Here is an 18,177-nt window from a genome sequence, read left to right as displayed (position 1 = left end):
AAATCTCCGGCGCAAAATATGGTAACAATCTGTAAGCATGATCAGATATGCCAGAAGGCTCCATTCAGGCTGAACCATGTAGATGGGCTCTATTATTCTGGCGCTGAGAATTACCCCGTCAGCCTGAACTCCGCTTCAGATTTCTTGCGCCAGTTTTTACCTCCATCCTGAATCTTGCAGTGTGTTTATATGGATAACTAGCTGATAAAAATGAAGGCGCCTCGGATTATAGGGCAGTCATTGGGAACCCCTTTCCAAAACACGCTCAAGCCCATCCATGGGGCGCTTGGGCTCCGCCATCCATGGCTCCGCGCAGTTTTGGAAAGGGGTTCCCGATGACTGCCTGACCGAAGCTGGGAGGCTGGGCCCGAGCTTGCAGTAACCACATAGTTCCGGCTATCGTTCAGAATCGATTCCACAACCGGATCTGAAATGACCGAACCGTTCCAGTTTCAAGACAGCGATGTAACAATCGAAAAACGCGAAACCGTTTATCAGGGCTTCTTCCGCATGGACAAGCTCTGGCTGAGCCACAAGCGTTTTGATGGACGGGAATCGCCTGTGTTTACCCGTGAGCTCTTCATCCGCGGAGACGCCACCTGCGTATTGCCTTATGACCCAGGCCGGGATGAAGTGGTCTTGCTGGAGCAGTTCCGGCCCGGCGCATTGGCGCGAAACCAGTCACCGTGGTTGCTCGAGCTGGTCGCAGGCATGAACGAGCCGGGTGAAACCCCCGAAGACGTGGCCCAGCGGGAAGGTGGCGAAGAAGCGGGACTGAGTTTCAGTGTGCTCGAACCCATCTGTAATTATCTGGTCTCCCCGGGAGGCACCACAGAAATGATCCACCTGTTCTGCGGGTGCGTCAGCACCGAATCCGCCGGGGGACTCTTTGGGGTCGAGCATGAGCATGAAGATATTCGGGCGCATATATTCAGCGCCGACGAGGCAATCGCAATGATTGCGGACGGTCGCATCAACAACGCGGCTGCTATTATAGGTATACAGTGGCTTCAACTGAATCGTCAGCGTCTGCAGCAGGAGTGGTATGACCGTGTATGAGTGGGCTGCCAGGCGCAAGCGTTACGTTCCGGACCTGAGGCGTCTTGGCGCGTTGTGCGAGGGCAACTACATGCGCATCTGCCGGCTGCGACAACTTGAAGCCAAAGGCGAGCCGGTTTCGGAGTTTGAACTGCATCGGGGAGAGGAATACTTTGGCCGGGTCCGGCTCAAGGTGTTACAGCAGGCCCGGTTTACAGAAACGGTACTCTTCGAGCAGGTTCACAACGCTGGCAAATGGCTAAACAATCCGCAGCTCACGGTTCGTATATACCATGATGCCTCGATGGCTGAGGTGATCAGCTGTTATCGTGACCGTCAGATTGCAGCGGTTAACGATTACCCCAACCGCTACATGCATCACCCGGACGAAAAAGTGCAGGTAAACAGCTTTCTCGCCGACTGGCTGGATTTTTGTCTGCGTTTTGGCCATCTGCCACTTGCCCTTACCGGTTGGCCGTCCGGCGATAACGTGGACGAAGGTTGAACGCCGAATCAAGATGACAAACACCGAGAAGGCCTCCCCGTTGCGGGTTATACAGCTAACCGATCCCCATTTGATGGCTGACCCTTCAGGTGCGCTTCTGGGTGTGAATACCCGGGATAGCCTTGATGCCGTTATCACGCTGGCGTTGAAGGACCCCGTGACACCAGACTTGCTCCTGGCGACCGGCGATCTGGCTCAGGACGGCAGCGAAGAGGCCTATCGTGTGTTCGCTGATAAGTTAAAGGCCTTCAATTGCCCCTCGGTATGGCTGCCAGGCAACCACGATCACGGACCCGTACTTCGGCAGGTGATCGCAGGTACAGACCATGGCCGTCGCCAGGTGATCGCCGGCGGCTGGCAGTTCATTCAGCTTGACACCTCGGTGCCTGGGAAAGTGTATGGCGAGTTGTCGGCGGAAGAACTCGAGTTTCTGAGTGCTTCGCTTTCAGTTCACCCGCAGTTGCCCGCACTGGTTAATCTGCACCATCATCCGGTGGACATCGGGTGTGAATGGATGGCAGAGATTGGTCTGCGCAATCGCGAAGCGTTCTGGCAAGTGATAGACCGCTTTTCGCACGTTAAAGTTGTGCTCTGGGGTCACATCCATCAGGAATTTGACGCGCTACGTCATGATGTTCGGCTGTTGGCCACGCCCTCCACATGCATTCAGTTCAAGAGCGGGGCCCGGAAATTCTCCGTTGAGGAAAAAGCGCCGGGGTACCGCTGGTTTGATCTTCACCGCTCGGGAGATTTTGAAACCGGCGTTTGCCGGGCAGATGATTTTGAGTATGACCTTGATTGCAACAGCACCGGTTACTGATCGCTGATAAGGATTCCCCGCTTTGCGGGATTCCTGCTCTGCCATTCTCCCTCTTCACGGCTTCAACAGTTCGCGCGCGTCGTACCTGGCATACTGTCGTTTTTCAGTGTTCCTTGCCATCGTGGTGCCATCGGTTAAACTGCCGGAAAAACCAGGCAAGGATTCAGTGATGAGCGATATTCCCGCAGACGTTAAGTATATTGAAACGCACCAATGGGTAAGGTTGGCTGAAGACGGTACCGGCACGGTCGGTATTACCGATTACGCCCAGGAAAAACTGGGTGATGTGGTCTATATCGGTGTGCCGGATATCGGCGCGATGGTTACCGGAGGTGAGGAGGCCGGTGTGGCGGAGTCCGTCAAGTCGGCGTCCGATGTTTTCAGTCCGGTGACCGGGGAGGTTCTTGAAGTTAATGAGAGTCTTGAAGATGAACCGGAGAAAGTGAACGAAGACCCTTACGGCGATGGCTGGTTATTCAAGGTCAGGCTGGCGGACCCGGGCGAGCTCGACAGTTTGATGGATGCCGAAACCTATGCCGCACACGTAGCTGCTGAAGAGTAGTTCCCGGTTTCGTGTCATTCCGCGGCAACATGAACCGGATAGTTGTGAACCCGATAGCTTCGTCCCGTGTATGATCCGCTTTTTACTTTGTGTTCTCATGGGTGGTTGTTATGAAGTTTCCGGTACTGTACTTGCGAAAAGGCGCAGAGCGCCGTCTGCGGGCAGGGCATCTGTGGGTGTACAGCAACGAAGTGGATACCCAGCGTTCGCCGCTGACCGACTTCGAAGCGGGCAGCCAGGCTGAGCTGCGATCATCGGTGGATAAACCGTTGGGAACGGTCTTTGTTAACCCCCATACCCTGATTTGCGGCCGTCTGATCAGCCGGGATGCCGCCCATGGTATGACCGCCCAACGTTTGACTTACCGCATGGAAATGGCCCTGAACCTGAGAGAACGGTTATTTCCCGAGCCGTTTTACCGTTGGGTATTCGGAGACAGTGATGGCCTTTCCGGCCTGGTGATCGACCGGTTTGACCAGGTTGTGGTGGTGCAGATCTCCACTGCCGGCATGGAAGCCATGAAGGATGCCATCGTACGTGCGGTCCAGCGGCTGGTGCATGACACCATTGTGGTATTGAAAAATGATGGCAAGATGCGTCAGGTCGAAGGTCTTGCCAGTTACGTCGAGCAGATCAATGGGGCGACCGTGGACGTCCTGAACGTTCGCGAGAACGGCGTGAATTTCGAAGTGCCCCTTGCCGGTGGTCAGAAAACCGGCTGGTTCTACGATCACCGGATGAACCGACAGCGCCTGCAAGCCTATGCCCCGGGCAAACGGGTGCTGGATGTGTTCAGTTATGTCGGAGGGTGGGGCATTCAGGCAGCCTGCGCGGGCGCGTCCCACGTCTCGTTTCTGGACAGTTCAGCCCAGGCGCTGGACGCCGTTCACCATAACGCCAGGCTCAACGGGTTGGACAATATCGAGACCCTGGAAGGTGATGCCTTCGAAGCATTGAAGGTTCTGTGCGATGAAAAAGAAAAGTACGACATTGTGGTATTGGACCCGCCGGCGTTGATTCCCCGCCGTCGGGATCAGAAAGCCGGTGAGCAGGCCTACGCCAGGCTGAACCAACTGGCGCTGCGATTGTTGGATCGGGATGGCCTGCTGGTTTCGGCCTCCTGTTCAATGCATCTGTCCCAGGAAAAACTGGTGGACATCATAAGGGGCAGTGGTCGCAAGATTGACCGGTTTGTTCAGCTGCTGGAGCAGGGGCATCAGGCGCCAGACCACCCCATTGTGCCGGGCATTCCGGAGACCGATTACATCAAGTCCTGCTTCGTGCGCTCACTCACGGGATTCTTCTGAATCCAGAGGTCCGAGAGCCTGCTCATTATTATCCACCGGGTCAGGGGGCGCATCGCTCTGACTCGACTCTTCGCGCTGCGGCGCAAGGCTCAATGCCGCTAAAAGTGCGTTAAGTTCATCCCGGGTATGGGTTATATCGTCAACGGTCTGATTACTGCCCGCTGCAGCATGCTGATCGAGTCGCTCTGCAAGTACTGCAAACCGCTCTTCCAGGACGCTTCTGGAATCGGCATCCGCAGCGTTTGGCGCCAGGGCCGGGAGCCACTGGGCCCGCAAGGCGTTGACCTGGGCTGACATTTCAGTGAAATCGGTTTTGGCAAAGGGGGCGTGCCACACCGGCATTCCGTTTCGATCTTCACCAACCGTATTGGTTTGCCAGGCCGAGAGCCGGGGCTCAATCAAGCCTCCAAGTACCTCCGCGATGGCCTGCTTTGCGCTGTTCTCACTCCCTTTCAGCCGTGTCAGTTCGCTCATAACAGGAATTAGTCCGGCTGGTGGGCAGTGCATCCCGGCATCCCGGTTCAGACCGTGAGCTATAAGCCTGAGTAAGTCGGCTCGGCGGGAGCGGGAATCGATCTGGTCTTTATCCACACTGTCTGTTTTGGTGTAGAGCACCACTTGCTCGTCAGTAGTCTGATCTGCACTACCCCAGAGCATGGTTTCCAGCGGGTGAAATCCCAGGGTGAGATAGAGAAAGTCCGTTGACTGGTGTTCTTCCTGCAGAAAAGCCGGCGTCAGCGGCACCTCTGAATAGACAATACCGCTGCGAGGATAACCGGGCACGCGGTCCAGATAGCCCGGGAGTAACGGATAGGCATCCAGGGTATCCCGGTCCTCGTGGATATTTGGCAGTTCCTGCCCGGCCAGCTTATAGGCCACAACGAGATCGGTGTAGGATTGATGGGCCCGGCGCCACTGAGCCCGCGCGTTGATCAGTGTCTCTGGGCCGGGTGAGTCAAGGAAAGCTTTAACGCCGTCTTTGAGGTTCTTCGCTGACTCGCACACCGAAGTGCTCAACTGATCAACCTGATCGCGAATAACACCTGAAAGTTCTGCGCTTGAAGGACTCTGGTCGGATTTCCCGCTCTCCGGTCCAGGCGGCCCGTCGCAGGCGGTTAGCAGCAGCATTGCTGGCAACAACGTGATCCAAAAAGCCTGCGCTCGCATAGGGATACTCCTTTCAGTCCCGTAGGGAAATGATATCCCAACTGTGTTTACGGGCATGGGCCGCCAGGGTGGGGTCCGGGTCGACCGCGACCGGATGGGAGACTTTATTGAGCAATGGCAGGTCGTTGTGGGAGTCGCTGTAAAACCAGGCGTCGTCCAGGGTCATTTGCTGATGTTCAAGCCACTCAAGCAGTCGGGTTACCTTGCCGCCCTGAAAGCTGGGTATGCCTGCCACGCCGCCAGTGTAGCGACCATTAACGATCTCGGGGTCCGTGGCTATGAGGTGCTTTATGCCCAGTACGTCGGCTACCGGCTCCGTTACGAACCGGTTGGTGGCGGTGATGATCATCAAAGTGTGGCCTAGCTCGCGATGGTGATCCAGCAAGGCTGTGGCCTTGATCTGGAGCATAGGCCGGATCTTGCGTTCGAGGAAACGAACCCGCCATCGCTCAAGTTCTTTCGGCTCGTGCAGCGAGAGTGGTTCGAGGGCAAAGCGCAGATACCGCAAAATATCCAGGTCGCCGTTGAGGTAGTCCTGATAGAACTGGTCGTTGGCGTGCTGGTATGTTTCGGCGTCTACGATGCCTTCTTCTACCAGGAACTCGTTCCAGGCATGATCGCTGTCACCCGCCAACAACGTGTTGTCGAGATCAAATATGGCCAGGGTCAAATCACAGCTCCTTCTTTGGCTTTTCATTGGGGCTTTTTCGGTGAGTGCTTTGGTAACAATCACAAGCCGCTGCTTTGGGCCTGAGTCCTGACATCGGGTTGGAATTTGTTCCGGTCAGCGGGCGCCATTCTAACATGCTGAAAAGATAACGGCTTCGTTTGCCGAAGGTTGGGCTTTCTGTAAGAATGAAGTCAACTTGGACATATACCGACTTCTATACAGGACTGTGCCGTGATCGATTCAGACGGTTTCAGACCCAACGTCGGAATCATTCTGACCAACCACAGAGGCGAAGTGCTCTGGGCGAGGCGAATAGGGCAGGACTCCTGGCAATTTCCCCAAGGTGGTATCAATCACAACGAATCACCGGAAGAGGCATTGTACCGGGAGCTTGGAGAGGAAATCGGTCTGGGCGCTGGGGATGTCGAAATCATCAGCTGCACCCGGGGCTGGCTCCGCTATCGGCTTCCCAGGCGTATGGTGCGACATAACTCGCACCCGATCTGTGTTGGGCAAAAACAGAAATGGTTCCTGCTGCGGATGCTTTCGCCGGATGCGCAAGTGCGCGTTGATGGCACAGATTCACCAGAGTTCGATGGCTGGCAATGGGTAAGCTATTGGTACCCGCTCGGTCAGGTAGTATCGTTTAAGCGAGAGGTATACAGACGTGCACTGAGAGAACTGGCGCCGAGACTGTTCCGTGATATGGAGCAGACTGGCCGGAGTTAGCTCCAGCGACGTTCACAGGATCAATAATGACGGATTGAGCCGCCATGCTAAGTACACTGCGAAATATCGTACAAGAGGTAAACAGCGCCCGCGATCTGCAGGAGGCGCTGGATATTATCGTTTCGCGGGTGCAGGCAGCGATGAATACCGAAGTCTGTTCGGTTTATCTCTTGGATCCGGAAACCAATCGCTACATTCTGATGGCCACGGAAGGGCTATACAAAAAGGCCGTTGGCAAGGTAAGTCTTGGCCACTCTGAGGGTCTGATCGGACTGGTAGGCTCCCGTGAAGAGCCCATCAATCTTGAAGATGCCCCCTCCCACCCCCGCTACCGTTATTTTCCGGAAACCGGCGAAGAGCGTTTCAGTTCCTTTCTGGGCGTACCCATTATTCACCATCGCCGTGTCCTTGGTGTGCTGGTGGTCCAGCAGCGCGAAAGCTCCCGATGTTTTGATGAGGGCGAAGAGGCCTTCCTGGTGACGGTATCTGCCCAGCTTGCGGGGGTTATCGCCCACAGTGAGGCAACCGGGGCGATCAGCGGTCTGTCGCTGACCGGGGAAGAAACCCGGGATGTCAGCTTCAAAGGCGTCGCGGGAGCCCCGGGAGTTGCCATCGGTCAGTGTGTGGTTATTTATCCACCGGCCGATCTGGATGCCGTGCCCGAGAAGCAAACCGACGATATAGCGCAGGAGCTCGCACTGTTCGGTGAAGCCGTCACCGCTGTCAGGGAGGACATTGACCGGGTCTCGGAACGGTTGGCGTCCCAGTTGCGGCCGGAAGAATTGGCACTGTTTGAAGTGTATCTGAGAATGCTGGACGACAACGCGCTGCCCGGTGAAGTGGTGAGCAGAATCGAGGGTGGTCTGTGGGCCCAAGGTGCACTGAAACAGGTGGTTAACCAGTATGTCCGCCACTTCGAGCTGATGGGTGATCTTTACCTGCGAGAGCGTGCGGTGGATATCCGGGACCTGGGCCGCCGACTGCTCGCGCATCTGCAGGCTGACGACCAGCAAGACGTAGTTTATCCCGAGCGCACCGTCCTGGTCAGCGAAGAGCTGACCCCAGCCATGCTGGGTGAGGTGCCCCGGGGCAGCCTGGTTGGGCTGATCTCGGTGCGGGGTTCCGGTAATTCCCATGTCGCGATTCTTGCCCGCGCCATGGGGGTTCCGACCGTGATGGGGATGGTTGATATCCCGGTCAATCAGCTTGATGGCAAGGAGTTGATCGTCGACGGCTTTGAAGGCCAGCTTTTTGCCTCGCCATCGGCGGACCTCCGGGCTTTCTATCAGGAAATATACGACGAAGAGGCAGCGCTGTTCCGCGGTCTGGAAAAGCTACGGGACCTGCCCTGCGAAACCACCGATGGCCACCGGGTATCGCTGCTGGTGAACACGGGCCTGATGACGGATGTTGTGCGGTCCCTGAACCACGGTGCAGAGGGCATCGGGCTTTATCGCACGGAAGTGCCTTTCATGATCAAGGAGCGGTTTCCGTCCGAGCAGGAACAGCGGGAATATTACCGCGAGCAGCTTGAGGCTTTCGCGCCCAGTCCGGTCACCATGCGCACCCTGGACATTGGTGGTGACAAATCCCTCAGCTATTTTCCTATCAGTGAGGAAAACCCATTCCTGGGGTGGCGCGGCATCCGTGTCACGCTGGATCATCCGGAAATTTTCCTGGTGCAGGTCCGGGCGATGCTGAAGGCCAGCGAAGGTCTCAACAACCTGCAGATCATGCTGCCGATGATCAGTAACATTTCGGAAGTTGAAGAATCCCTCCATCTGATTTATCGCGTTTACCATGAGGTCCGTGAAGAAGGTTACGATATCCATATGCCCAAGGTGGGTGTGATGGTAGAGATTCCTGCTGCGGTGTATCAGGTGCGTGAGCTGGCGGACCGTGTTGATTTCCTCTCGGTAGGCTCAAATGATCTGACCCAGTATCTGTTGGCAGTCGATCGGAATAACCCGCGTGTTGCCCAGCTTTACCATTCCTACCACCCGGCGGTTCTGCAGGCTCTGGTGCGTATTGCACAGGATGCTCACTCGGTGGGTAAGCCGGTCAGCATCTGTGGCGAACTGGCCGGTGATCCCGGAGGTGCGGTGCTGCTGATGGCCATGGGTTACGATGCGTTGTCGATGAACGCCGCCAGCTTGCCCAAGGTGAAATCGGTCATTCGCAGTATCAGTCAGGAATGGGCCGCCCAGTTACTGGAGGACGTGCTGTTGCTGGACTCGCCCCACGTTATCAAAAGCTGTGTTGAACTTGCGCTGCGGGGCGCCGGATTCGGGCGTTACCTGCGGCCTGGTAAGGCCGCTGCCGATACCTTGAGCCAGAATTCCTGAAGCGCTGTACACGTAGGGTTACGAAAAATGTTCAGATTATAGGCTGTGTATTCTAGCTTGGCCTGCTAACGTATTGATGAATGCTGTAGGACAAAACGCTGCCCATGACTGCAACAAAGACAGACATCAAGCCAAAACCACGGATCGGCCTCGCCCTAGGCGGTGGCGGTCCGTTAGGTGGCATTTATGAAATTGGTGCCATGCGAGCGCTGGATGAAGCCCTCGACGGCGTTGACTTCAATGAAATCGATGTCTATGTCGGAGTCAACGCGGGTTCTTTTGTCGCCGCCCATCTGGCCAATCAGATGACCACCGCGCAGCTTTGCCGGATTTTTGTGCGCAATGAAGCGGAGGTCCATCCTTTTCATCCAGAAGTCTTTTACCGGCCGGCCTTCCGGGAAATGGGCAGTCGTATGCTGGCGGTGCCCGGCTTGATGGCCAGCGCGATCAGCCGTTTCATCAGCAATCCCTATGACCAGAGCCTACTCGAGGCCTTGACCATACTGGCTCAGGCAGCCCCTGCGGGCCTGTTTGATAACGAAGGTCTGCACGATTATCTCAGGCGCACGTTCACCATGCTGGGCAGAACCAATGATTTCCGCCAGCTCAAACGCAGTCTCTATATTGTGGCGGCAGATGTAGAGAGCACTGAGGCCGTCTGTTTTGGAGCGCCGGGGTTTGACCATGTGCCGATTTCCAAGGCTGTTCAGGCCAGCACCTCATCCCCGGGATTGTACGTGCCGGTTGAAATCGATGGCCGCTACTATGTCGATGGCACCCTGCGCAAAGGGCTCCACGCTTCGGTAGCGTTTGAAGATGGCGCAGATCTGGTGTTTGCGGTAAATCCCCAGGTTCCTATCGATGCCAGTGCAGCGGTCCGGTCGGGCTCGATGGAGCCGGGTGCGTTGGTCCGCTCTGGCATGCCGAACCTGCTGTCCCAGATGTTCCGGACCATGGTCCATTCCCGGATGCAGAGTGGCATCGCCCAGTACGCCCATGATTATCCGGATAAAGACATTCTGCTTTTTGAGCCTACCCGGGATGACGCCAAGCTGTTTTTCTCCAACGTCTTCAGTTTCCAGTCACGCAGAATGGTGTGTGAACATGCCTACCAGATGACCCGCAGAGATCTGCTCAACCGCGCAGATGAGCTGGAACCAAAGCTGGCCAGGTATGGCATCAAGCTCCGTCGGGATCGCCTGGAAGATGAGCAGCGTACGATCAGTACCAGCCTGTATGGTGAAATGCTGCCGCTTTATGTTGCCCGTGGCCGTAAAAAACTGGCACAAAAAAGCGGGCTTGGTGCCCGCCTTAATAACGTAACCGACCTGATACAAAAAGCGCTCTAGTATCTTGGCGGGCTGCCCCAGGCTGATGCCCCGGGGCCAATTGATCATACTCCTCCCTTCAGTCGCGAGTGCCGCCTTCCTGTTCCAGGCGCACCAGGTAGTCCTGCCAGAATCGCTGCTGTTGCTCGCCCAGCTCTTGCAGGTACTCCCAGCTGAACAAGCCCGAATCATGACCGTCACTGAAGGTCAGCTTGAGGGCGTAATTACCCACCATGTCCGCCCCGGTAACCAGCACATTCCGTTTGCCGGTCTGCAGGATGCCCGGGCCTGTGCCATGGCCCCGGACTTCCGCTGACGGAGAATAGACCCGGAGGAGCTCGAAAGGCAGCTCGTAAGCCTTGTTGTCAGCGTATTCAAGCGCAACAACCCGGCTTTGTTTCCTGATCCGGATGCCGGTCGGTCTGGCTGTCTCCGTCATGTCGGGTGTACCTTTATCTACAGAATGTAGCGGCTGAGGTCTTCGTCTTCCGCCAGGTCGCCGAGTCTTTCTTCAACGTATTCCGCGGTAACTTCGAACTGCGCCGTCACCTTGTCACCGGCGTCGAAGGACAGGCTTTCAAGCAGCCGCTCCAATACGGTATGCAGGCGCCGGGCACCGATATTTTCGGTGGTTTCGTTCACTTTACAGGCGATCTCCGCAATGCGGGTAATGGCGGCCTTGTTGAAGCTCAGTTTCAGCCCTTCGGCGTTCATCAGCGCTTCGTACTGTTGCACCAGCGAGGCGTCAGGTTCGGTCAGGATGCGCTCGAAATCGTTCGGGGTCAGCGCCTGAAGTTCAACCCGTATGGGCAGCCGTCCCTGAAGCTCGGGAATCAGGTCTGACGGTTTGGTCAGGTGGAAGGCGCCGGAGGCAATAAACAGAATATGGTCGGTTCTTATCATGCCGAATTTGGTGCTGACAGTGCTGCCCTCAATCAGCGGCAACAAGTCACGCTGGACACCTTCCCGTGACACATCAGAGGAGGCATTTTCCGAGCGCTTGGCCACTTTATCGATTTCGTCGATAAATACGATGCCGTTCTGCTCGACCGCATAGATGGCTTTCTGTTTGATCTCATCTTCGTTGACCAGCTTGGCCGCCTCTTCTTCCCGGGCACGCAGGAGCGCATCAGACACTTTCATCTTTCGGGTCTTGCGGCGCTCCGAGGACATGTTGGAAAACATGCTCTGCAGCTGGCTGGTCATTTCTTCCATGCCCGGCGGTGCCATGATTTCAACGCCGGCGCTGGGATTTCTGAGTTCGATTTCGATTTCTTTTTCGTCCAGCTCGCCCTCCCGCAGTTTCTTGCGGAACAGTTGGCGGGTGGTGGAATCTTCCGCCGGCTTGCTGTTCTCCTCGAAGTTGCGGGGAGGTGGCAGCAAAGCGTCCAGAATGCGGTCTTCTGCTGCATCTGCGGCCCTGTGCTCGTGGCGTTTCATCTCCTTCTCGCGAAGCAGCTTGACCGCCATGTCGGCCAGATCCCGGATGATAGACTCGACATCCCGACCGACGTAACCCACTTCGGTGAACTTGGTCGCTTCCACTTTAAGAAAGGGCGCGTCCGCCAGTTTGGCGAGCCGGCGCGCGATTTCCGTTTTGCCGACGCCAGTAGGACCGATCATCAGAATATTCTTCGGCGTAATCTCGTCGCGCAGGTCGCTGTCCAGTTGCATCCGGCGCCAGCGGTTTCGCAAGGCAATCGCGACCGCACGTTTGGCCTGATCTTGCCCGACGATGTGTTTATCGAGTTCGTGAACAATCTCACGGGGAGTCATTGCAGACATGGTCGCTCCGAATCAGTCGTTGGCAGACAGCACTTCGAGAGTACGGTTATGGTTGGTGTAGATGCATATATCGGCCGCTATATCGAGGCCTTTATCTACGATGTCTCTGGCGTTCAGCTCGGTGTTCTCAAGGAGCGCCCGGGCGGCTGACTGGGCGAATGGCCCGCCTGAGCCAATGGCAATCAGGCCTTGTTCGGGCTCTATGACATCGCCGTTGCCGGTAATAATCAGCGAGGCGGTTTTATCCGCAACCGCCAGCAGTGCTTCGAGCCGTCGCAGCGCTCTGTCCGTGCGCCAGTCTTTCGCCAGTTCTACTGCTGCTCGGGTCAGGTTGCCCTGGTGTTTTTCCAGCTGGGCCTCGAAGCGCTCAAACAGGGTGAAAGCATCGGCGGTGCCGCCCGCAAATCCGGCCAGAACCTGGTTGTTGTACAGGCGCCGAACCTTGCGCGCATTGCCTTTCATGACGGTGTTGCCCAGGGAGACCTGGCCATCACCACCCATGGCAACGCTGTCGCCGCGTCGTACCGAAAGTATGGTTGTCATGTCAGCTCCGGTTAAAGGAGGGTGAATAAAGCTTGGTTCCGGTTATATGGCGGCGGGGCGGGGGAATTCAAGGGCAGGAAGGCTAGCCTTCCTTAGGCACCTTGCGAACCAGTGGTTGAATGTTGATCGACACCAGTTTGTCGATGGCGGCGTTCATTTGGGAGCGGGAGTGATAGGGCCCGACATTAACCCGAAACCAGGTGCTGCCGGTATCCAGGTCGATCCGGTCTACTTTGGCTCTTAAACCCTGAAAGGCGATCTCGGCGCGTTGGCGCTCGGCGTCCTGCTGGCTACGGAAGGACCCGGTTTGAACCAGATAGGCGAAGGACTGATCGATGGGCCCCGGGGTATATTCGTCGACGTTCGGGGCAACCACTTCGGAGTCCTTCAGGATGTCGTAGAAGCGGAAGCCCGGTTCGTCCCTGGCCTTATCTTTGATGGTTACCGCGGGCGTGCTGTTTTCACGCTGTTGCTGGCGCTCAGCCTGGCCAGTGCCGGATTGGGGCGCAGGCACAGAGTTGAGGTAAGCAATGAAACCAATGAAGCCACCTACGGCAGCCAATGACAGTATCCAGCGCAATGAAAGTCCTCCTGATGGACCGCGATCCGTGGCGGGATGGCGCCGGTTTTGTTTTGCTGCCGCTGAGCGAGCAGGGGCCTTGCTGCGATTTGACCCGGCGGCTTGCCGGCCCCGGGGATCTTTGACCGGGGGGCGGTTCTTCTTGGCATAGTCATGTGACATGGCGCGGTTTTACCTAGGTGGTCGACAGACGGATTACATCTCTTCCGGCGCGCTGACGGCAAGAAGATCCAGACCATTGGCAATAACCTGCCTCACTGCAAGGTAAAGGCTGAGCCGGGCATCACGCAATGCTTCGTCCTCGATCAGCACTTTATGGGCATTGTAATAAGTGTGGAACTGTCCGGCCAGCTCACGCAAATAGTGGGTGATGTGATGGGGCTCCCGCTGTGTGGCCGCGTTGGCAACCAGCTCGGGGTACTTGGCAAGCTGGTTGGCGAGTTCCTTTTCTTCATCCAGGGTCAACAGCGACAGGTCGCCCCGGTAATCGTTAAAGCCTCTGCTGACACCGCTTTCTGCCAGCTTCCGCAGCACGCTGCAAATACGGGCGTGGGCATATTGAACGTAATAAACCGGATTTTCATTGCTTTGGGAGCGTGCCAGATCAATATCGAAGGTCAATTGCGAATCGACGCGCCGGGCTGCCAGGAAAAACCGGGTGGCATCCCGCCCGACTTCATCAATCAGGTCCCGCAGGGTGACGTAACTGCCCGCGCGCTTGGACAGCTTCACTTCTTCGCCTGAGCGGGTCACCATCACCATCTGGTGCAGTACATAGTCTGGCCAGCCGACCGGAATACCGGCTTTCAGGGCCTGCAAGCCTGCCCGAACCCGCGTCACGGTCGAGTGGTGATCGGCACCCTGCTCGTTTATGACCGTGCTGAAACCGCGCTGCCATTTGTCAAAATGGTAGGCAACATCCGGCAGGAAATAGGTGTAGTTGCCGTCCTTCTTGCGCATGACCCGGTCCTTATCGTCACCGAATTCGGTGGTTTTGAGCCAGGTCGCGCCGTCATGTTCGTAGGTGTAGCCATTATCTGTTAGTCGTCTGACCGTCGCTTCGACTTTGCCCGACTTGTACAGTGATGATTCCAGAAAGTAGACATCAAACTCGACCCCGAAGGCCTTCAGGTCCAGGTCCTGTTCACGACGCAGATAGGCCACTGCGAATTCGCGAATGGATTCAAGATCCTCCGGGTCTGCGGCGCCGGTAACCTTGCGGTCGTCGGCGAGTACCGTTTCTGCCGCCATGTAGGCCCTGGCGAGGTCGGCAATATATTCGCCACGGTAACCATCTGCTGGCCACTGCTCATCTTCCGGCGTGATGCCTTTGATGCGCGCCTGGGACGAGAGCGCCAGGTTGTCGATCTGGACGCCGGCGTCGTTGTAATAAAACTCCCGGGTGACGCTGTAGCCATTCGCTTCCAGCAGGCGGCAAAGGCAATCGCCGATGGCAGCGCCTCTGCCGTGGCCCACGTGGAGAGGGCCGGTCGGATTGGCGGATACAAACTCGACCTGAACTTTTTCCCCATTGCCGGAGGTATTGCGACCGAATTGCCCGGCCTGCTCCAGAACGGATCTCACCACCTCGAATGCACTGGCCGTACTCATGAAAAAGTTGATGAAGCCCGGGCCTGCAATCTCTACCTTTTTGATCGCCGCGCTCTTTGGCAATGCCGCCACCAGAGCTTCTGCAAGCTTGCGTGGCGGTTGCTTTGCCGACTTGGCAGCCACCAACGCTATATTGCAGGCGTAATCGCCATGGGACTTGTCTTTGGTATTGTCCACATTCGGGGTAAAGGACTGGTCAGAGGGCAGGGCGCCCTCTGACTGCAAGGTGGCAAGAGCGGACTCAAGCAGTTGGGTTACGGTCTCTTTCATGCTGTTTGACGGCTCGGTTGTCGGGTATTTGGGGATCGCGGCATCCCCTCAGAAATCCGGGGCGCGCTATTATCGCGGAAAGGGCGGGGGGACTCAACGGGTGATCCCCTCACTGCCGGCCTAACCGGTTTCCAGTGGATCAACATCAATCTGCCAGCGCAGAGGGCCTTTGCGCTTCTGTTGGTCGAGCTGCTGGCACAGGGTTTTTAGCGCAAGATTCAGGCGCGCCCTGCTGTCGCAAAGCAGCACCAGCTGGGCGCGATAGCGGTCGGCGCGGCGGGCGATGATGGCCGGCAGAGGCCCCCATAGGTCAATTTGATTGGCGTTGATCTGTTGTCTGGCCTGATCCAGAAAACCGATACTGTCCTCCATGGTGGCGCTCTCGGCCCGCAGGATGGCCATGGAGCGAAAAGGGGGAAAGCCCCCGGACGAACGTTCCGCAAGCAGATCTTCTGCCAGCGGGAGATAATGGCCGCTCGCGAGTTGCTGCAGCATCGGATGGTCGCTGTGACAGGTCTGGATGATCACCTGCCCCGGGACCTCGCCCCGACCAGCACGCCCGCTGACCTGCAGCAGGGTCTGGACGAGCTGTTCCGGTGCCCTGAAATCAACGCTGAACAGACCACCATCGGCGTTGATGGCGACAACCAGAGTGACCTTGGGAAAATCGTGGCCTTTGGCCAGCATCTGGGTGCCCACCAGAATACAGGGGCGGCCGGTATTTACGGCCGCCAGAATGGACTGAATGCTGCCCTTGCGCTGAGTACTGTCCCGGTCGACCCGGATAACCGGCGTGTCGGGAAACTGCTGCATGAGAACCTCTTCCGTGCGCTCGGTACCTTGTCCGACGGGTTTGAAAGCTTCGCTCTTGCAAGCAGGACAATGGTCGCTGGCAGCGGTCTGGTAATCGCAATGGTGGCAGCGCATGGCGCGGTCTTTGCGATGGTAGGTCAGGCGGGTGTCACAGCGCGGGCACTCGACCATATGGCCGCAATCAAAACACATCATCACTGGCGCAAAGCCGCGCCGGTTTACAAACACCAATGCTTGCTGGCCGTTGCCGAGACAATCCCGGATCGCCTGTAGTGTTGGGGCTGCCATGCCACCCTCAAGTGGGCGACTGCGAATGTCGAGCAGTTTTATCGTCGGTGGTACCGCGTTGCCGGCCCGCTCTTCAAGGCGAATCAACCGGTACTTGCCGGAGGTGGCGTTATGGAGAGATTCCAGCGAGGGCGTGGCTGAGCCCAGGATGATCGGGCATTGATTCAGGTGTGCCCGATAAACCGCCAGATCCCGGCCCGAGTAACGAAACCCTTCGCCCTGTTTATAAGAGCTGTCGTGTTCTTCATCCACGACGATGGTGCGTAACCCGGTAAAGGGCAGGAGCACGGCGGAACGCGTGCCGATGACAATGACCGGATGGCCTTCCCGAATCCGCAGCCAGGTGTCGAGCCGTTCGCCATCGTTGAGGGCTGAATGCCATACCGCAATGCGCCCACCGAAATAGTGACGGAATCGTTTAACGGTTTGAGGCGTCAGATTGATTTCCGGAACCAGCACCAGTGCCTGTCGGTCCTCCGCCAGGTGTTGCCGCAGGTAATGCAGGTAGACCTCGGTTTTACCGCTGCCGGTAATTCCGTAAAGCAGGCTCGCTGTAAAGCCTGATTCCGGAGCTGGCAGTTGTTCGCATGCTGAGCGCTGAGCCTGGGAGAGCACCGGTGGGGTCGCAATGTCCCCGGCGGGTGGTTCCTGACGGGTGGTTTCGGTGCCTGTGACCAGCCCCTTCGCCGCCAGTGCGTTGAGTTGGGCTCGCGTAAACCCTGCTTTGGTGATCGCCGAGGTTTCCCTGGCGCAGGATTGCTCAGCGAGCCACTCCAGCAGCGCCTGCTGGCGAACGGCATTGGCAGGGAGCGTAGCGGGTGCCTCGACAACGATCTGCCATTGCGTGTGGCTCGGGCGTTCCGCGGCCCGGCCTTTTCGGAGCGCCGGAGGTAGTGCCGTAAAGAGGCATTCGCCGAGAGGATGCTGGTAATAGTTGGATGCCCAGGATAAAAGCGCCCGGGTTTCGTCGGGCAGGGCAGGCCAGTTTTCGCAGACTGACAGAATAGGCTTGAGGGTGATGCCCTCCGGCGCTTCGGCGTTGGCATCGACCACCAGGCCGATCGCGCTTTGCTGCCCGAACGGAATTCTCACTCGCTGGCCCGCGACGACGTTCTGTTGGTCCGGCGCGTGATAGTCGAACAGCCGGCGAATCGGGCGCGCCAGGGCAATGCGGACAGATCGGGTCAAGGGTACTCCGGCCTTTTCGGGGGCTGCCAACCAATTCGGTAAATGCGGATGTCGCGCCAGCCTGAAAGCTTGCGGAAGCCGCGCGTTATGAGTAACATTCGCGGTCTAATTGCGATGGGGCATGATTGTGCCCTGTCTTCCCGATTGTTTCAAACGATGCGGTGCCTGACACCCCGGCCTTCCAGGCCAGGTCCATGATCGGGTAGCGGCATGACCTACAGAGGTTCGCTATGAGAGAAGGTATCCACCCCAAGTACGCGGAAATCACTGCAACCTGCAGCTGCGGAAACGTTATCCACACGCGCTCTACCATCGGCCATGATCTGCAGCTGGATGTGTGTTCACAATGTCACCCATTCTACACTGGCAAGCAGAAAGTGATGGATACCGGTGGCCGTATTGACCGTTTCCAGAAGCGTTTCGGTGGCCGGATCGCAGCCAAGAAAGACTGATCCAGCGTTGTACGCAAAAAAGCGCCTTGCGAGGCGCTTTTTTTGTGGCTGCAAAAAATACCGGGTATTCGCGTCGGCACTGGTCACAGAATGCACAGCGACCCTTGTTTGCTTTTGGCCTTCGCGCCATAATGACGCGCGCTCGCCGACCGAAGTGTTGGTGGGCCCAGAGAGAT

17 protein-coding genes are annotated in these 18,177 nt (G+C 57.2%); 9 read left to right on the top strand and 8 right to left on the bottom strand.

The window, feature by feature from the left end; all coding sequences use genetic code 11:
- Nucleotides 1-432 precede the first annotated feature (432 nt).
- The 5 genes from F6Y09_RS18265 (at nt 433) to F6Y09_RS18245 (ending at nt 4,232) form a co-directional block, all read left to right on the top strand.
- Nucleotides 433-1,059 (top strand): NUDIX domain-containing protein, encoded by a 627-nt coding sequence (locus tag F6Y09_RS18265; RefSeq protein WP_152208394.1) that lies wholly within the window; start codon nt 433-435, stop codon nt 1,057-1,059.
- Nucleotides 1,046-1,543 carry a DUF1249 domain-containing protein gene (locus F6Y09_RS18260; RefSeq protein WP_425481862.1) on the top strand — a complete coding sequence of 166 codons (498 nt, stop codon included), beginning with the start codon at nt 1,046-1,048 and terminating at the stop codon, nt 1,541-1,543. Before F6Y09_RS18265 ends, F6Y09_RS18260 begins: the two co-directional genes overlap by 14 nt.
- 13 nt (nt 1,544-1,556) lie before the next feature.
- The gene (gene cpdA / locus F6Y09_RS18255; RefSeq protein ID WP_152208393.1) at nt 1,557-2,363 is read left to right on the top strand and encodes a 3',5'-cyclic-AMP phosphodiesterase; all 807 of its coding nucleotides are present in this window, start codon (nt 1,557-1,559) and stop codon (nt 2,361-2,363) included.
- Nucleotides 2,364-2,532: 169 nt separating this feature from the next.
- On the top strand, nt 2,533-2,925 hold the full coding sequence (gene gcvH / locus F6Y09_RS18250) for a glycine cleavage system protein GcvH (RefSeq protein ID WP_152208392.1): 393 nt from the start codon (nt 2,533-2,535) through the stop codon (nt 2,923-2,925).
- 110 nt (nt 2,926-3,035) lie between these two features.
- Nucleotides 3,036-4,232: a class I SAM-dependent rRNA methyltransferase gene (locus tag F6Y09_RS18245; RefSeq protein WP_152208391.1), complete on the top strand. Its 1,197-nt coding sequence runs from the start codon at nt 3,036-3,038 to the stop codon at nt 4,230-4,232.
- On the opposite strand, the gene F6Y09_RS18240 is transcribed toward F6Y09_RS18245, so the two are convergent.
- Both F6Y09_RS18240 and F6Y09_RS18235 read right to left on the bottom strand, forming a co-directional pair.
- Nucleotides 4,212-5,399, bottom strand: a complete 1,188-nt coding sequence (locus F6Y09_RS18240; RefSeq protein ID WP_179959466.1) for an imelysin family protein — start codon at nt 5,397-5,399, stop codon at nt 4,212-4,214. The genes F6Y09_RS18245 and F6Y09_RS18240 overlap by 21 nt on opposite strands.
- Nucleotides 5,400-5,412: 13 nt before the next feature.
- Nucleotides 5,413-6,069, bottom strand: coding sequence for a histidinol-phosphatase (locus F6Y09_RS18235; RefSeq protein WP_152208389.1), 657 nt, complete (start codon nt 6,067-6,069; stop codon nt 5,413-5,415).
- Nucleotides 6,070-6,300: 231 nt separating this feature from the next.
- On the opposite strand from F6Y09_RS18235, the gene F6Y09_RS18230 reads away from it, so the two are divergent.
- The 3 genes from F6Y09_RS18230 to F6Y09_RS18220 all read left to right on the top strand — a co-directional run bounded on the left by F6Y09_RS18230 (nt 6,301) and on the right by F6Y09_RS18220 (nt 10,492).
- Nucleotides 6,301-6,798, top strand: coding sequence for an RNA pyrophosphohydrolase (locus tag F6Y09_RS18230; protein WP_152208388.1), 498 nt, complete (start codon nt 6,301-6,303; stop codon nt 6,796-6,798).
- A 44-nt stretch (nt 6,799-6,842) separates the two neighbouring features.
- The gene (gene ptsP, locus F6Y09_RS18225) at nt 6,843-9,143 is read left to right on the top strand and encodes a phosphoenolpyruvate--protein phosphotransferase (protein WP_152208387.1); all 2,301 of its coding nucleotides are present in this window, start codon (nt 6,843-6,845) and stop codon (nt 9,141-9,143) included.
- 104 nt (nt 9,144-9,247) lie between these two features.
- Nucleotides 9,248-10,492, top strand: a complete 1,245-nt coding sequence (locus F6Y09_RS18220) for a patatin-like phospholipase family protein (protein ID WP_152208386.1) — start codon at nt 9,248-9,250, stop codon at nt 10,490-10,492.
- Between the two features lie 58 nt (nt 10,493-10,550).
- Here F6Y09_RS18220 and F6Y09_RS18215 read toward each other — a convergent pair whose 3' ends face one another.
- From F6Y09_RS18215 to F6Y09_RS18190, 6 genes are all read right to left on the bottom strand, one after another.
- The gene (locus tag F6Y09_RS18215; protein ID WP_152208385.1) at nt 10,551-10,910 is read right to left on the bottom strand and encodes a gamma-butyrobetaine hydroxylase family protein; all 360 of its coding nucleotides are present in this window, start codon (nt 10,908-10,910) and stop codon (nt 10,551-10,553) included.
- 17 nt (nt 10,911-10,927) lie between these two features.
- Nucleotides 10,928-12,256 (bottom strand): ATP-dependent protease ATPase subunit HslU, encoded by a 1,329-nt coding sequence (hslU, locus tag F6Y09_RS18210; RefSeq protein WP_152208384.1) that lies wholly within the window; start codon nt 12,254-12,256, stop codon nt 10,928-10,930.
- 12 nt (nt 12,257-12,268) lie between these two features.
- On the bottom strand, nt 12,269-12,799 hold the full coding sequence (hslV, locus tag F6Y09_RS18205) for an ATP-dependent protease subunit HslV (RefSeq protein WP_152208383.1): 531 nt from the start codon (nt 12,797-12,799) through the stop codon (nt 12,269-12,271).
- Nucleotides 12,800-12,881: 82 nt separating this feature from the next.
- Complete coding sequence (locus F6Y09_RS18200; RefSeq protein WP_343031152.1) at nt 12,882-13,379, bottom strand: SPOR domain-containing protein; 498 nt, start codon at nt 13,377-13,379, stop codon at nt 12,882-12,884.
- A 195-nt stretch (nt 13,380-13,574) separates the two neighbouring features.
- Nucleotides 13,575-15,260 (bottom strand): arginine--tRNA ligase, encoded by a 1,686-nt coding sequence (gene argS, locus F6Y09_RS18195; RefSeq protein WP_152208381.1) that lies wholly within the window; start codon nt 15,258-15,260, stop codon nt 13,575-13,577.
- A 120-nt stretch (nt 15,261-15,380) separates the two neighbouring features.
- The gene (locus F6Y09_RS18190) at nt 15,381-17,549 is read right to left on the bottom strand and encodes a primosomal protein N' (RefSeq protein WP_152208380.1); all 2,169 of its coding nucleotides are present in this window, start codon (nt 17,547-17,549) and stop codon (nt 15,381-15,383) included.
- Nucleotides 17,550-17,779: 230 nt separating this feature from the next.
- On the opposite strand from F6Y09_RS18190, the gene rpmE reads away from it, so the two are divergent.
- Nucleotides 17,780-18,001 carry a 50S ribosomal protein L31 gene (rpmE, locus tag F6Y09_RS18185; RefSeq protein WP_152208379.1) on the top strand — a complete coding sequence of 74 codons (222 nt, stop codon included), beginning with the start codon at nt 17,780-17,782 and terminating at the stop codon, nt 17,999-18,001.
- The last annotated feature ends 176 nt before the right edge of the window (nt 18,002-18,177 follow it).

It is taken from the genome of Marinobacter changyiensis (assembly GCF_009193265.1).
In the GTDB taxonomy this organism is placed as follows: domain Bacteria; phylum Pseudomonadota; class Gammaproteobacteria; order Pseudomonadales; family Oleiphilaceae; genus Marinobacter; species Marinobacter changyiensis.
Note: the sequence above shows the minus strand (reverse complement) of the source record. Positions and strands in the feature narration are given on the sequence as shown.